This window comes from Lysinibacillus sp. RC46 (assembly GCF_041262385.1).
Taxonomy (GTDB): Bacteria; Bacillota; Bacilli; order Bacillales_A; family Planococcaceae; genus Lysinibacillus.
Genome location: NZ_JBGCCF010000003.1, coordinates 1 through 13,704 on the forward strand (window position 1 = coordinate 1; position 13,704 = coordinate 13,704).

At 36.9% G+C, this 13,704-nt stretch carries 14 protein-coding genes; 6 read left to right on the forward strand and 8 right to left on the reverse strand.

Annotated features, from left to right (window positions below):
- Positions 1-146 precede the first annotated feature (146 nt).
- From ABH966_RS03655 to ABH966_RS03685, 7 genes are all read right to left on the reverse strand, one after another.
- Positions 147-1,496: a hypothetical protein gene (locus ABH966_RS03655; protein ID WP_370075835.1), complete on the reverse strand. Its 1,350-nt coding sequence runs from the start codon at positions 1,494-1,496 to the stop codon at positions 147-149.
- A gap of 308 nt (positions 1,497-1,804) precedes the next feature.
- Positions 1,805-4,576 carry an ATP-dependent DNA helicase DinG gene (dinG, locus tag ABH966_RS03660; RefSeq protein ID WP_370075837.1) on the reverse strand — a complete coding sequence of 924 codons (2,772 nt, stop codon included), beginning with the start codon at positions 4,574-4,576 and terminating at the stop codon, positions 1,805-1,807.
- Positions 4,577-4,703: 127 nt separating this feature from the next.
- Entirely contained in the window at positions 4,704-5,087 is a 384-nt protein-coding gene (gene panD, locus ABH966_RS03665) for an aspartate 1-decarboxylase (protein WP_370075839.1), read from the reverse strand.
- A 1-nt stretch (position 5,088) separates the two neighbouring features.
- The gene (gene panC / locus ABH966_RS03670) at positions 5,089-5,943 is read right to left on the reverse strand and encodes a pantoate--beta-alanine ligase (protein ID WP_370075841.1); all 855 of its coding nucleotides are present in this window, start codon (positions 5,941-5,943) and stop codon (positions 5,089-5,091) included.
- Entirely contained in the window at positions 5,943-6,779 is an 837-nt protein-coding gene (gene panB / locus ABH966_RS03675) for a 3-methyl-2-oxobutanoate hydroxymethyltransferase (RefSeq protein ID WP_370075843.1), read from the reverse strand. Before panB ends, panC begins: the two co-directional genes overlap by 1 nt.
- A gap of 379 nt (positions 6,780-7,158) precedes the next feature.
- Positions 7,159-7,923, reverse strand: coding sequence for a CPBP family intramembrane glutamic endopeptidase (locus ABH966_RS03680; RefSeq protein ID WP_370075845.1), 765 nt, complete (start codon positions 7,921-7,923; stop codon positions 7,159-7,161).
- A gap of 2 nt (positions 7,924-7,925) precedes the next feature.
- Positions 7,926-8,597, reverse strand: coding sequence for a TetR/AcrR family transcriptional regulator (locus ABH966_RS03685; protein WP_370075847.1), 672 nt, complete (start codon positions 8,595-8,597; stop codon positions 7,926-7,928).
- 224 nt (positions 8,598-8,821) lie between these two features.
- Between ABH966_RS03685 and ABH966_RS03690 the strand changes: the two genes are divergently transcribed.
- The 6 genes from ABH966_RS03690 (at position 8,822) to ABH966_RS03715 (ending at position 12,377) form a co-directional block, all read left to right on the forward strand.
- Positions 8,822-9,142, forward strand: coding sequence for a PadR family transcriptional regulator (locus tag ABH966_RS03690; RefSeq protein WP_370075849.1), 321 nt, complete (start codon positions 8,822-8,824; stop codon positions 9,140-9,142).
- Positions 9,132-9,746, forward strand: coding sequence for a DUF1700 domain-containing protein (locus tag ABH966_RS03695; RefSeq protein ID WP_370075851.1), 615 nt, complete (start codon positions 9,132-9,134; stop codon positions 9,744-9,746). Before ABH966_RS03690 ends, ABH966_RS03695 begins: the two co-directional genes overlap by 11 nt.
- On the forward strand, positions 9,746-10,579 hold the full coding sequence (locus tag ABH966_RS03700) for a DUF4097 family beta strand repeat-containing protein (RefSeq protein ID WP_370075853.1): 834 nt from the start codon (positions 9,746-9,748) through the stop codon (positions 10,577-10,579). The genes ABH966_RS03695 and ABH966_RS03700 overlap by 1 nt, the downstream gene beginning before the upstream one ends.
- A 292-nt stretch (positions 10,580-10,871) precedes the next feature.
- Positions 10,872-11,399, forward strand: a complete 528-nt coding sequence (locus ABH966_RS03705) for a GNAT family N-acetyltransferase (RefSeq protein ID WP_370075855.1) — start codon at positions 10,872-10,874, stop codon at positions 11,397-11,399.
- Positions 11,400-11,586: 187 nt separating this feature from the next.
- Positions 11,587-11,946 (forward strand): hypothetical protein, encoded by a 360-nt coding sequence (locus tag ABH966_RS03710; protein ID WP_370075857.1) that lies wholly within the window; start codon positions 11,587-11,589, stop codon positions 11,944-11,946.
- Complete coding sequence (locus ABH966_RS03715) at positions 11,931-12,377, forward strand: CPBP family intramembrane glutamic endopeptidase (protein ID WP_370075859.1); 447 nt, start codon at positions 11,931-11,933, stop codon at positions 12,375-12,377. Before ABH966_RS03710 ends, ABH966_RS03715 begins: the two co-directional genes overlap by 16 nt.
- A 114-nt stretch (positions 12,378-12,491) precedes the next feature.
- Here ABH966_RS03715 and ABH966_RS03720 read toward each other — a convergent pair whose 3' ends face one another.
- A complete protein-coding gene (locus tag ABH966_RS03720; RefSeq protein ID WP_370075861.1) occupies positions 12,492-13,475 on the reverse strand; it encodes a biotin--[acetyl-CoA-carboxylase] ligase in 984 nt (327 codons plus the stop codon).
- Between the last annotated feature and the right edge of the window lie 229 nt (positions 13,476-13,704).

Here is a 13,704-nt window from a genome sequence, read left to right on the forward strand (position 1 = left end):
TATGGAGACAACATAAAAAATAGAGAAATCCGAATTTGAATTCATTCAAATTCGGATTTCTCACTAATTGAAGCTAGTTATGTCCCAGCCTCTTTGTATTTTCTCTTCCCCTTCCTCTTACTTTATTATCTCTGTTTTCTTTAATTTTAATTTATGTTTTTGTGTGCTCGTCTTAATTTCAATGATCCAAACAATAAGAGACTCCCAATTATAGCAATGATTAAAATAGCAGTTGTTATTAAATCGTCAAACATTTGATTTTTATAGTAAAATGTCTTTCCACTGAGCGCTAAGAACACTTCGTTCAGTGGTATATGATTGATAATACTATTTAATAAGATGAAGAAAAAGAAACACATTTGATTGATTATACTTCCTAGTTTAGACCAACTACTACGTAATAGAAGACTGGAATCTTTAAATGAATCAGTTGCATCATAAGCAAGGCGATTTAATCTTACAGCCTGTAGTGATGAAAAGAAACCTATAAGGAAACCACCAATTGAGATTGTCCACGGTATCACAGTTAGTAAAATTCCTAAAACAAAAGCGATATTGATTACGGAAAGTGGATCATATTGTTTAAAATAACTTATGATTTTATTTCCTATAAATAATGAAAATATAATACCTAATCCATATGGCATATAAATATTGTAAATCGCGAAAGTATTACTTTTTTGCGATAATGCAAAAAAAGTACCATACAGTAGATAAAAATTAACTACCATACCTTGGATAAAGGAAAAAAAGTAAATAAACTTCGGTAATCGAAGGTGAATTTTTGATTTTGTAATCATTAAAGTAAGAACCGTCATTGTAATCAGGATACTTACAATTAATAATACGGTAAGAATTTGAAAATTCGTTTCACGGGTAGCTTTTATAACAAAAAGTAATAAAGTGAATAAAATAAATAATATAAATGATGATGCTGAAAAACGAGAAGAATGCAGTATGGCAATCGGGTATTTCGGCATATGTCTTAATGAAATATAGCATATTGAAAGAACAACCCCATAAATTACAAAAGCTAAACTTGGATGATTAGAGTTAGCGGTAAATAAAATTAACGGAACAATTATTATAATAGTTAGTAACGCGAATAAATAATGCTTTGATTTCATTGTAGTTCTAAAAAAGTGCTTTTCATGATATTGAGTTGTTGTGTAGAGTGGCAACAAAATACTCACTGCAATTCCCATAAAAACAGCAGATAGCTCAATCCAAATTGTTGAAAATGGTGCTAAAGATCCACATATTGTTCCGATAATTGCGAGGATAAGAAAACCTAACAATAATTCGCGGGTGTTTACCTTTTTCCTGAATGAGTTAATAAGAAAAGTACCTGTGTTTTGGAAAGCGTAAAAGATAATAAGCGGAAACCAACCATTCAAAATTGTATTGTAAGTATTACCAATAATAGTAAAAAGAAAATAAGGCAAAAATATTATGGTATTCATAATGGCATATGTAAAGTAATTGTATTTAGTCATAAAACCAACCTCTTTTACAGTTTATATTTTCCTACTTTATAGTGTTTATATTAGCATGAACTTTTGAGATAGGTTATACGAGACACCATCAAGCCTGATTTCATTCGTATCAAGTGGTTCACCCTGATCTCGACCCTTCTAGAGGATTGTCTCATTTGTACATTCATAAAAAGCACGCAACTCCTTCTCATTTATATAAGTAAAGAGTAACATCTTTGTATAAGATTTGAGCAGTATTGCATCCGTTCCAAGATGCCAGGCACATACGAAAAAACCCCTTTTAGCAAAACTGCTAAAAGGGGTTCCAACTATTTCTGCCAATTATTAAGTTCCTTTAACAACTCAGGTAGCTGCAATTTCTTAACATCAATCGGTGGTAACGCCTTGATAAATTCCTTACCATACGACTTTGTTGAAATGCGGCGGTCTAAAACGATAAAGGCTCCTTTATCCTTGGATGAACGGATTAAACGACCAAAGCCTTGTTTAAAACGCATGATGGCTTCTGGTAGTGATAGCTCATTGAAGGAGTTGCGACCTTGTGCTGTAATATGCTTTGCGCGCGCCTTAAATACAGGCTCTTCTGGTGAGGAGAACGGCAGACGTACAACGATAACCGACGCAAGTGAGTCACCCGGAACATCTACACCTTCCCAGAAGCTGTTTGTACCAAAAAGAACGGCATGGCTAAATTTTTGGAATGATTTCAGGATTCGCATACGACTACCACCCGTTACACCTTGTGCAAAGAGCATATAGTCATCAAGGAGTTCACTATCTTGAATAAGCTCCACTGTTTTTCGTAGCATGTCCTGAGCGGTAAATAGGACAAAACAACGTCCTTCTGTCATCCGCACTGTACGTGTAATGGCTTGGGCGACCGCTTCAATATATTCATCCTGTGACACATGTTGAATATCGGGCATATCTGTGACAATAAATGCCTTCGCTCCTGCATAATAGGATGGTGGCGCTTGTAGCTTTATTACTTTCACACTATCGGAAATACCGAGTTGACGCGTCACAAAGCGCTCATTGCCTGGTACAGTCAAAGTACCAGAAGTCCATACTATGCTTGCCTGCTTACGAAGTGGTGCAAGTACTTTTTCAATGATCGGCGTGACATTAACAGGCTTTTTAAAGACTTGCAAGCTCCCTGGAACACTCCGTAAATCAAATTCTAACCACACTGAATTATCATCCTGTGACGATAGGAAAATTTCCTCCCATTCAGCGATTTTTACTTTTAATTCACGGATCCAATAATGCCATTCTGATAATATATAGAGCTCATTTTTATCTAATTGCTCAATATTATTTTCAAAAGCCTGTCCTACTTCTGTCGCAAGATCAAGCCACTGCTGTGTGAGCTTACTTACTTGCAAAAGCGGTTCTTTTGCGAGCGATACATCCTCAAAAAATAAAGTGCATTTACTACTAGCTTGTTTCCCTTTTATTTGTTGCTGCATTTTTTGCACGGCTCGCTGAATAGTTTCATCGAATGTCCGTTGCAGGCGTATAAATTGTGCGTCTAGTCGTTGCAAGCTTTGCATAGAAACGCGTTGTTTTTTCTTAGCTGCCTGACTAAATTGCTGGAACAAAGCAGTTTCCTCCATCGTTCCTACTTGACCGAAAATATACTTCCACTGCGTATAGGAGAAGACTACTTCGTCCTGCTGCATGGCAGATTGTATAAATTGATGTGCTTCGTCAATGATCCAACCGTCAATTTGTGTAAAGATCGGTGTTTGACGGACTAAATCACTGAGTACCATGGAATGATTAGTTACAATACAATCCGCAAATTCACTATTTTTTAACGCTTGTTCATAGAAATCAAAGCCCTTCGAAGGTTTTTCATCAGGCATTTTGCGGATTTTCTCTAAAAATAGTTGGCCACCACCCGATACATTGAGCTCACTTAGCACACCTGTTTCAGTTTTAGTCAGCCATACGAGAATCTGCAAAATCGTGAAGGTATCATCATAAGTTTCGTCAGCATAAGCCATACATTGCTCAAAGCGTGCAACGTCAATATAGTGCTGCATGCCCTTAAGAACAGCAATATTTACTTTAGTGCCAAGGATTTTTTCAATCTTCGGTAGCTCTTCTTCAACAAGCTGCTCCTGCAAGTGTGACGTATATGTGCTAATCGCAATTTTTTTATCGACTGCTCGAGCATATAAAATCGCGGGAAGTAGATAGCCCGCTGTTTTACCAATGCCTGTTGAAGCCTCTATAACGCATTCCCTTTTGTCATTGAGCGCCTGCCAAATAGTATCCATCATTTCGAATTGTGCCGGTCGTTGCTCAAAATTTGGCATCACCTTTGTCATTAATGATGTTTTGTCAGCTGCTGTTTGTGGATATGATACAATTCCCGCATTATTTGGATGCTTTTTTCGTCCATCACAAATAGCCAAATTGCGATAGTAGGAGACATTCTCATTAGCCGTTACATGCTGTCTTTTAATTTGAAGAGCTTCAAAGAAAAGTTGGGATAAATTTGATTTCAATCTGAATGAACGTTTATGCATTTGTTCAAGAGTTAGCTGAGGGAGACAGAGTAGCTCCTTCCAGCAATGTTTAAAGAGTTCAGCAGTTGCTCGGGCATCGTCATCTGCCCGGTGTGCATTTGTTAGCTCTATATTTAAATCTGCCGCTAAATCACCTAGCTTAAAGCTCAGTGACATTGGGAACAATATTTTGGCAAGCTCAACTGTATCCATCTTTTTACCCTGCCATTTTGGTAAACCTGCACGCTTAAACTCTGCTTGTAAAAAGGATAAGTCAAAATCCGCATTATGCGCGACAAATACACAATCAGTAAGCAGTTCATATATGTAGTCGGCATGTGCCTCAAACGGCAAGGCATCCTTTACATCCTCATCCGTAATATGCGTTAAATCCTGAATGAACGTTGGGATAGCTTTACCTGGATAAATAAACTTCGTAAAGGTCTGCTCAATTTTCCAATCTTTCATAATAACAATTGCTATTTGAATCATTCGGTCCCCATTTGCTGGTGAATGACCAGTCGTCTCTAAATCAACAATTGCATACTTTTGACTTTCCATCATACATCTCAACTCACAGTTCACATTAGATAGATGAATTTTATCACATATTTGGCTCTACGGCATCCCTTCGCCTTTTAGTTTGGACACAAAAAAGAAGCATGTACAACTTGTACACGCTTCCTCTCTATTACATCACCGTTGCTTCTGGCTCATAGGTAATCATTTCTTTAATTGTATTGCCTTCGCCCATAATAGCTACTGTTGGCTTATGATCTTTTGCCTCTTCGTTATCTACGTACACATAAGAAATTATAATCACAATATCTCCACGTTGTACTAGGCGTGCTGCTGCACCGTTCACACAAATAACGCCTGATCCACGTTCCCCTGCAATAATATATGTTTCAAAGCGTGCGCCATTGTTGTTATTAACGATATGCACTTTTTCGTTTGGAAGCATCCCTACTGCATCTAAAATATCCTCATCAATCGTAATAGATCCAACATAGTTTAAATCTGCTTGTGTCACTGTAGCACGGTGGATTTTACTGTTCATCATCATTCGTAACATATTACAATCCTTCTTTCACATTAAAGATACAATTATCAATTAAACGAGTTTTACCAATATAAACGGCTACAGCTAAAAGCACTTGCTCCGTCTCAGCAGTTGCAGGTATTAAATCTGGATACGCTAATAGTTCAATATAGTCGATGTGGCCGTGTGTACGTGCTGCAATGTGTTCCTTTGCTTTAGCAAGCGCATTCGCAACATCACCATTCGCTAAAAAACTATCACGAGCAAGCTGGAGCGATTCATTAATTGCCGGTGCCTCAAGACGATCCACTTCACTTAAATAAACATTACGAGAGGATTTCGCTAAACCGTCCTCCTCCCGCACAATAGGTACTACTCGCATTTCCAAAGGGAAATTAAAATCGCGTACCATCGTAGCAATAATAGCAACCTGCTGCGCATCTTTTTGTCCAAAATAAGCTCGTGTCGGCTGTGCTAGGTGAAATAATTTTGATACGACCTGTAAAACGCCATCAAAATGTCCTGGACGGCTCGCCCCACAAAGAATGGTTGCCTGTTCACCCGCATGAATACGAATACCACCATCATGCGGATACATTTCTTCAACGCTCGGTGCGAAAATAATATCTACACCGACAGACTCTGCTAAAGCAGTATCCCGTGGCAAATCACGTGGATAGCTTTCAAAGTCTTCGGCTGGCCCAAATTGTGTTGGGTTAACAAAGATACTCATAACGACTAAATCATTTTCGGCATGAGCTGTTTTCGCTAGTGTTAAATGACCCTCATGTAAATAACCCATTGTTGGAACGAGTCCAATTGTTTTTTGAGCTTGCTTAGCTGCTTGAATTTCTACGGCTAATGCTTGGATTGTAGTGACGACTTTCATTACTTTACGCCCCCATATAGCTGATCCAATGCTTCCTCTTTCATTGTGAAGGAATGCTTCGGCGCAGGGAATGTACCTGTCTTTACCGCTTCTACGTAACTAGCAATTCCACTGCTTGCTTCTTGACCCATATTAGCAAACTGTTCCACAAATTTTGGTACATGATGTGAACCGTAGCTTAACATGTCATGATAAACCAACACTTGCCCATCAGCCTCAACACCAGCTCCAATACCGATCGTTGGAATAATAAGATTAGCAGATACCATCTCTGTTAGCTGATGCGGAATACATTCTAAGACGACTGCACATGCTCCAGCCTCTTGACATTTTTTTGCATCTTCAATGAGTTTCGTTGCCTGTTCAGCTGTTTTCCCCTGAACTTTGTAACCACCAAGCACTCCTGCTGATTGAGGTAGTAAACCTAAATGAGCTACCACCGGAATGCCAGCTGACGTTAATTTACGAATTGCTGGTAGAACATCGTCTGCACCCTCTAACTTTAGTGCATCTGCTCCTGTTTCTTGCATCATGGATACTGCCGTTTTTAACGTCTCATGTACATCACCATGGTATGAACCAAATGGCATATCCACAACAACAAACGTATCCTTTGCCCCTCGGCGCACTGCTTTTGCGTGGTGAACCATATCGGCTACTGTTACTGGCATTGTAGAATCATAGCCTAGTACGACCATACCTAGTGAATCTCCCACTAGAATCATGTCGACGCCTGCTTCCTCGGCAAATTTTGCAGCAGGATAATCATATGCAGTAAGCATAACGATTTTCTCACCTGCTGCCTTCATCTTTAAAAAATCTGAAGTTGTTTTCATCATGTAGTCCTCCTTTTTTAAGGAAAGAAAACAGAAAAACCCCTCTGTTCCTAAAATGGACAGAAGGGTAGTGTTTCGTTCGTCATCAAAAATCACCTCTCGTTGTTGTGTAGAGGCCATAACTTAATAAAGGGATACGGAAACAAATCTCTTTGAGAGAATTGCCCATTCCAATGAATCAAGTTATATTTTTGAACGCTTGTTTTCTTCCGTCCCTGTCATTAAAAGATCAAGGCAGATATTTATTGTAAATAGTTCTTACGTTTTTGAAGGTGCCGTTCACAAAAGGATACTGCCCTTCGCAAATACTATAACAGATTCCCCTAGTAATCTTCAAATATTATTTTCTAATAATTACGATCAATAAATATTACTAAATTCAAACCATTCGTTTCAGAAAGTTTGATTTTCGATAAACTTCATACACTGTAAATAGAAACAGGGCAAATAAAAATGTGAATAAACCAGATGTTACATTTGTAACTGGTACAAAGACGACATCCCAAAATGAATTAATTAAAGCGTGGAAAATAATACAGAGAAAAATACTTTTAGTGGAGAGGTAAATGATTGTCAATAAAAAGGATAGTGCTAAAGCTGTTAGAGAAAACCATAGGAAGTTCATGTTCATTTGGTTTGATCCAATGACGAACCATAATGGCAAATGCCAAACTGCCCAAATAACGCCCACAATAATTGTACTTGTGAAAGGAGACCATCTTTTTTGTAATGTAGGCTGTAAAAAACCACGCCAGCCAATTTCTTCTAGTCCTCCACCAATAATCATGATTGGCAATTCAAGTAACGCCAGATACATTGGATTCTCCATAGTCGCTCCACCCCATAGAGTTGGTAAAAAACACGCCGCAAATGCGAATCCGATTGCAAATAGGTACCATGAAACAGGAAGCTTAGGATTTTTCACATTATGGATAAATGATTTGAACTCTTCTTTAGTCGAATATTTCTTTTTCAACCAAATCTCACAAATTGCAGGAGTAATGCCGCCGAGAATAAATAATATCATTGATATTGCATTGCCAAACTCCAGTAAATTTAGCTGTGTTAACAAAGCTAAACTGCCCCATATTATCCAAGACGTAGCAAAGGTATAAAATAGAAATCTTCTTATCTCTACTCCCAACTTTAATCCTCTCCTTCTTTCGTACCCAATAGTAATAATACGGATTTGCAAAGTGTATTCATCAATCGAATCTCATCAAACTGCACTTGATCATTTGAGAACATTCCGTAACATTTTTGCAAGACAACGTCTCTCACAATGCCACCAATGGATGTCATCATAAAAGTAGATAAATCCTCTATCGATATCTCAAGCTGAAAACATCCTGAAGAAATACCCTTATGGATTGAATGAAAAATTTGTTGCATCAAATATTGCCCACTTTCATTTTCCACAATGTTCGATAAAATTTTCTTTTCTCTTTCTGGATTGTTAGCAAATAAAATCGTAAGCTCAAATTGAATTTTGCCAACTGTTGATACGTTTTCCTTCATGTACTCTCCAAGAAAACTAAATAATTTAATGATTGTTTTTGAGGGAGAGTTACTCGCACCCGTAATTCCATCGATAATATGTTTATAGTCTGCGTTAGCATTTACTTGATTAATAACATCAACAAGTATTTCATCCAAGTCTGAATAATAACGATAAATCCCACCTTGACTTACTCCTGACGCTTTAATAATATCCCTCATCGTAATGTCATAGAGCGGCTTCACTTTACATACTGCTATGGCTGCTTCTAAAATGCTGTTTTTCTTTTCCTGTACATATTCATGGCTTACCTTTGGCATTATCTTTACCTCCAAACATTTAAAATGACACCATTGTCATTTTATCGTAATTCATATACCTTTTATTGTAAATTTAAAAATGACACTACTATCATTTTTAATTTCCGTTTGAACTTTTTTAATAAAGTTTGACAATTCAATGTGATATGTAATATACTTCCACCATACTATACGACGTATAATATAAAATCTTGTATAGGTAATACATTGTGAGGTGAGAGAAGATGACATTTCAACTTGGCTCAGCTTTACTTGACGCTTGTGTACTCGCCATCGTCGATAAAGAGGATGCTTATGGTTACTCATTAACACAGCAAATACAATCCGTGATGGATATATCAGAATCTACGCTGTACCCAGTATTACGTCGTTTACAAAAAGCAAATTGCTTAACAACCTACGATCAGCCCTACCAAGGCAGAAATAGACGCTATTACCAAATTACTGATCAAGGTCGAATCCGATTACTGGAACTATTAAAAGAATGGCAACAGTATAAAGAAATGGTTGATTGTGTACTTATAGGAGGGAAATATGATGAATAGAGCAAGCTATTTGAAAAAGCTACGGGGGAAATTACAACGTCTTCCAGCGCATGAGATTGATGCTGCGCTTGCCTATTATGAGGAATATTTTGATGAAGCAGGAGAGGAAAACGAACAGCGGGTCATTCAACAACTAGGCTCCCCTTCTCATGTTGCATCACAAATAATGGCGGACTATGCATTAAAGGATTTAGAAGCAACTTCAAATTCAAATTCAAATTCGACTAAGAAGAATATGTCTGCGATTTGGCTTATCATTCTAGCAATAATATCTGCCCCACTTTCTTTACCGCTACTTGTAGTTGCTATAGCACTTATTTTTTCATTTGGAGCAGTTATATTCAGCATTATCATCGCAATTATCGCAACTGTACTTGGTATCTTTTTCGGTGGAATCGCTGCACTTATTTCAGGCTTCTTCATTTTAACTCAGGACTGGCCAACAGCCTTACTCTTTATGGGTGTTGGCTTTATCGTAACAGGTTTGGGCATCCTACTTTTCCCAATCGTTACACGTTTGATCAAAACAATCGTTGTTGTTTGTGTTGAAGCATTAGGTAAACTATTCCATAAAATAACGAAGAAGCGGAAGGAGGGATACTAATGACGTCCCGATATACCCATATTGCCATTACTATGATCGCTTTAGGCGTACTGTTAGCTCTAGTTGGTTTTTTCTCCGGTGGGAAATGGAGTTTTGTCATAAATGATGAAGGTATCCAACTGCCTGAGAACAATAAACTAGTAAACAATTCCTATAAACTAGATGATTTCACTAATCTCAATATTATCAATCACTATGGAGATGTTGAAATTATTACTAGTGATCGTTATGCACTAGAAACAAATGTTATTAAAGATGATGATGTGACGTACAGTATTAAAGATAAGACATTAACTGTTGAAACAAAGAGTAAGAAGAAGAATGGTTTCGAATTCGGATTTTTCAGCTTCAGTACTCCTTCCATCAAAATCTATGTTCCTTCAGATGTAAAATTGAAAACCGTTGTCCTTGATAGTAATTTTGGAGATATAACCATTCGTGGTCTAAATTATCAAGAGTTAAATCTTATTGAAGATTTTGGAGACATACTATTGAAAGACACTACTGGTGATAAAACAGAAATTACACAATCGTTTGGTGATATGAAGCTACAACAATTTTCAAGTAATGGCTTCGTTGCTGAAAGTGAACATGGTGATATTAACATAGATGGAACATTAAATGGTCAATCCACTATTACATCTGACTTCGGAGATACTACACTTCATTTACAAAATAAAAAAAGTGAACTTGGCTATGAATTAGAAACTGACTTCGGGGATCTTACAGTTGATAAGACAGATCAAAACAGCAAGGTAACGCAATCTTATAACGGTGATAACCAGTTAAAAGTAACACTTTCTTACGGTGACTTACAATTAATGTTAAAGTAAAGGGCTTTGGCAAAACGAGGAGTTGATTTCCGTTCCGGCTAGGCGCTTTGTCGCTGACGCTTCGCTTTCGCACAGAAAACATTTGTCGCTGACGCTTCGCTTTCGCACAGAGCAAAGCTTCCTGGGGCGTACGATGAGCCGCTTCTCTTTCGCTCCAAGAGCAGATAAATGATAATGATTAGAAATTTTCATCAGAGCAATCGATTCTTGTAAGTGAAGGCAATAACCGAGGTGAATCAGGTCAGTTACGCCGTCATCTTGGAGATAAAATTCGATTTATGAGGTGATCATTATGAAAATTAGAAAAGCAAACATTAAAGATGCTCAAGGTATCGGAAAAGTACATGTTGACAGTTGGCGAACGACTTATAAAGGCATTCTTCCAGATGATTTTTTGAATAACTTATCTTACGAGCAGCGAACAGAATTATGGAAGAGGAATATTTCAGATGCTACGAATTATGTACTGGTAGCGGAAAATGAACAAGGTGAAATAATTGGCTTTGCAACTGGTGGCACACGAAAAACTAATTCAGTACCCAATGCAACTGATTTAACATCTATCTATCTTTTAGAAGAATATCAAGGAATGGGAATCGGGAAGCAACTACTCAAAGAAGTATTCGCCTATTTTAAACAAAAAGGATACGAAAAAGTATTTGTTGAAGTATTAGCAGAAAATAAAACACGTGATTTCTATGAATATTATGGTGCACAATATGTCAATAACGTAGAAATTAAAATTGGTGGAAAAATAGTAGAAGAGCTTATTTATGTATGGAATGATATTGATGAGGTTACAAATGGGGCTTTGAAATAAAGTCGTACCGTTTATGAAAATTGTACCATTTTAAGTAAATTAATACTGTTTATAAAAAAGTTGCACCGTTTAACTCCTTTGGATGTACTTTGTCTAAAGGAGATTTTCATGAAATAACGACCTCTCATAAAATTGACATTTTGCGAAAAATATAAACTCATATACAGAAATGGGAGAGGAATCATTAATGAAAAAGTTAATAAGTACAATTTTAAAAACAGTTATCTTTTTTATTGGATGGGCAATTTTAATTTCTTTTACGCCTGATATACAAACAAATAATCAGGCAGTATTACGATTATGGTGGGAATTCGTACCACTTGCTTTAGTAGTTTTATTATCTATTATTTTTGTTTCAGTAATAGAAAAGGGTAAAATTAAGATCCCCATAGCTTCAAGATTCTTTAAAAATTCTCTAATAGGTGTTGTAATGGGTATCTTATGGTTGGGTAGCTTGGTAGCTGTCCTTTTACTTACAAAGACATTAAATATACATGGCAAAACAATATTGATTACATATGGATTTGGATTTTGGCATCATTATTGAATGTTGTAATGCAAGAATTGTTGATGAGAGGTTATCCATATCAATTATGGAAGCATAAATATAATGTAATTGTGGCAACCTTTTTAACTACTCTTTTATTTTCTGCGATGCACGGTGGAGCATTTGAAGCAGGTATTATCCCAGTGCTCAATGTTATTTCAATGAGTATACTTGTAACATTACTATTAGAATACACAGGCACAATTGTAGCACCTATAATTGCTCATTTCACTTGGAATACAATTGGAGCGATTATATTTGGCGGTGTTTCTTTGGCAAGTGATTATCCAAATCTCTTAAACAGTACGTTTCAAGGAAATCCATTACTATCAGGTGGCATCTATAAAATTGAAGGCAGTATTATTGTCTTAATTGTTAATTTAATTCTAATTACATACTTGTTCATATTAAATAAAAGAATGTCTAGCTAAAAATTAAATCATCAAATATATAAAAGAACGTATATTCTCTGATTGAAAATATACGTTCTTGTTTAATTAAAAACAGATAAGCAAGTACTCACGAGTATGCTAGTACTCTATGCTCTACAAAATTTTTATATCTCCAGAATAAATTGTTCGGACAGTGCCATCATCCTCTGTTAGCTGTAGTACACCTTCGTCCGTTATTCCACTGGCAATGCCTTCAAAGCGCCCGCGTAAAGTCGTTACTTCAATACGTTGTCCAATAGTACATGACATTTGTTCCCATAGCTTTTTAATGCTAGCAAAGCCCTCCTTCACGTATAAATCCGTGAATTGTTCTAAATATTGAAGAATAGATGCAACGAGGGCTGCACGATTAATTTCCTCACCCGCTTCTAAACGTAAAGATGTAGCTATATCAGCAATTTCTGGGGAGAAATCTGATTCGACTTGGTTTGCATTAATACCTATGCCTACTAGCAGTGCTTGTACACGGTCTGCCTCAGCCTGCATTTCTGTTAATATACCTGTACACTTTTTACCGTTAATGAGCAAATCATTTGGCCATTTAATGGCTGGTTCAATTTGTTTATATAATGTTTTAATAGCCATCGTAACCGCAACTGCTACGACAAGCGTATACGATGAAGCTTGCTGAGGCGTAACATCCGGTCTCACAATAACGGTCATCCAAATACCTGTACCTTTTGCAGATTCCCATGGACGCGCCATACGACCACGACCAGCAGTTTGCTCCTCCCCGATTATAATCGTGCCATGAGGAGCGCCTTCCTGTGCAAGCTTATGTGCGATGGTTTGTGTTGAATCTACAACATCAAAATAATGAATTTCACGTCCAAAACGCTCCGTATTTAAAAATAGTTCAATTTGTGTTGGACTTAAGCTATTTGGCACACCAGTCAGTACATAGCCCTTTTTCTTAACCGTTTCAAATGTATAGCCTTCCTCCTGTAACGATTGCATATGTTTCCATATAGCTGTACGTGATACTCCAAGGGAATCTGCTAGCTCCTGACCCGAAACCGCTTCACCATTAGCAGCTAATATTCTTTTTAAAATTTCATCCTTCATAGAAATACTCATGCTATCAATCCTTTATTAAACTCTGCTATATTTTTATGCTTACATAATTTTGATTCAATTGTATTAATCATACTGTAAATTATGACAATTGACCACAATCTATCATCAAATATCTTTTAGCTACTAGTTATTCATTATTTTTAACTCTCTTGGAATCACCGTCATAACAAATGGTTGATTTCCGTTCCGACTAAGCGCTTTCCTGGGACGTCTAAGCCGCTAATCCCTA

Excerpts from the sequence above, each read along its gene's own strand:
- ABH966_RS03700 (WP_370075853.1), top strand. The coding sequence starts at position 9,746 with ATGACGTCCCGATATACCCATATTGCCATTACTATGATCGCTTTAGGC.
- panD (WP_370075839.1), bottom strand. The coding sequence starts at position 5,087 with ATGTTACGAATGATGATGAACAGTAAAATCCACCGTGCTACAGTGACA.
- ABH966_RS03720 (WP_370075861.1), bottom strand. The coding sequence starts at position 13,475 with ATGAGTATTTCTATGAAGGATGAAATTTTAAAAAGAATATTAGCTGCT.
- dinG (WP_370075837.1), bottom strand. The coding sequence starts at position 4,576 with ATGATGGAAAGTCAAAAGTATGCAATTGTTGATTTAGAGACGACTGGT.
- ABH966_RS03710 (WP_370075857.1), top strand. The coding sequence starts at position 11,587 with ATGAAAAAGTTAATAAGTACAATTTTAAAAACAGTTATCTTTTTTATT.
- ABH966_RS03695 (WP_370075851.1), top strand. The coding sequence starts at position 9,132 with ATGATGAATAGAGCAAGCTATTTGAAAAAGCTACGGGGGAAATTACAA.
- panB (WP_370075843.1), bottom strand. The coding sequence starts at position 6,779 with ATGAAAACAACTTCAGATTTTTTAAAGATGAAGGCAGCAGGTGAGAAA.
- ABH966_RS03690 (WP_370075849.1), top strand. The coding sequence starts at position 8,822 with ATGACATTTCAACTTGGCTCAGCTTTACTTGACGCTTGTGTACTCGCC.
- ABH966_RS03655 (WP_370075835.1), bottom strand. The coding sequence starts at position 1,496 with ATGACTAAATACAATTACTTTACATATGCCATTATGAATACCATAATA.
- ABH966_RS03705 (WP_370075855.1), top strand. The coding sequence starts at position 10,872 with ATGAAAATTAGAAAAGCAAACATTAAAGATGCTCAAGGTATCGGAAAA.
- ABH966_RS03685 (WP_370075847.1), bottom strand. The coding sequence starts at position 8,597 with ATGCCAAAGGTAAGCCATGAATATGTACAGGAAAAGAAAAACAGCATT.
- panC (WP_370075841.1), bottom strand. The coding sequence starts at position 5,943 with ATGAAAGTCGTCACTACAATCCAAGCATTAGCCGTAGAAATTCAAGCA.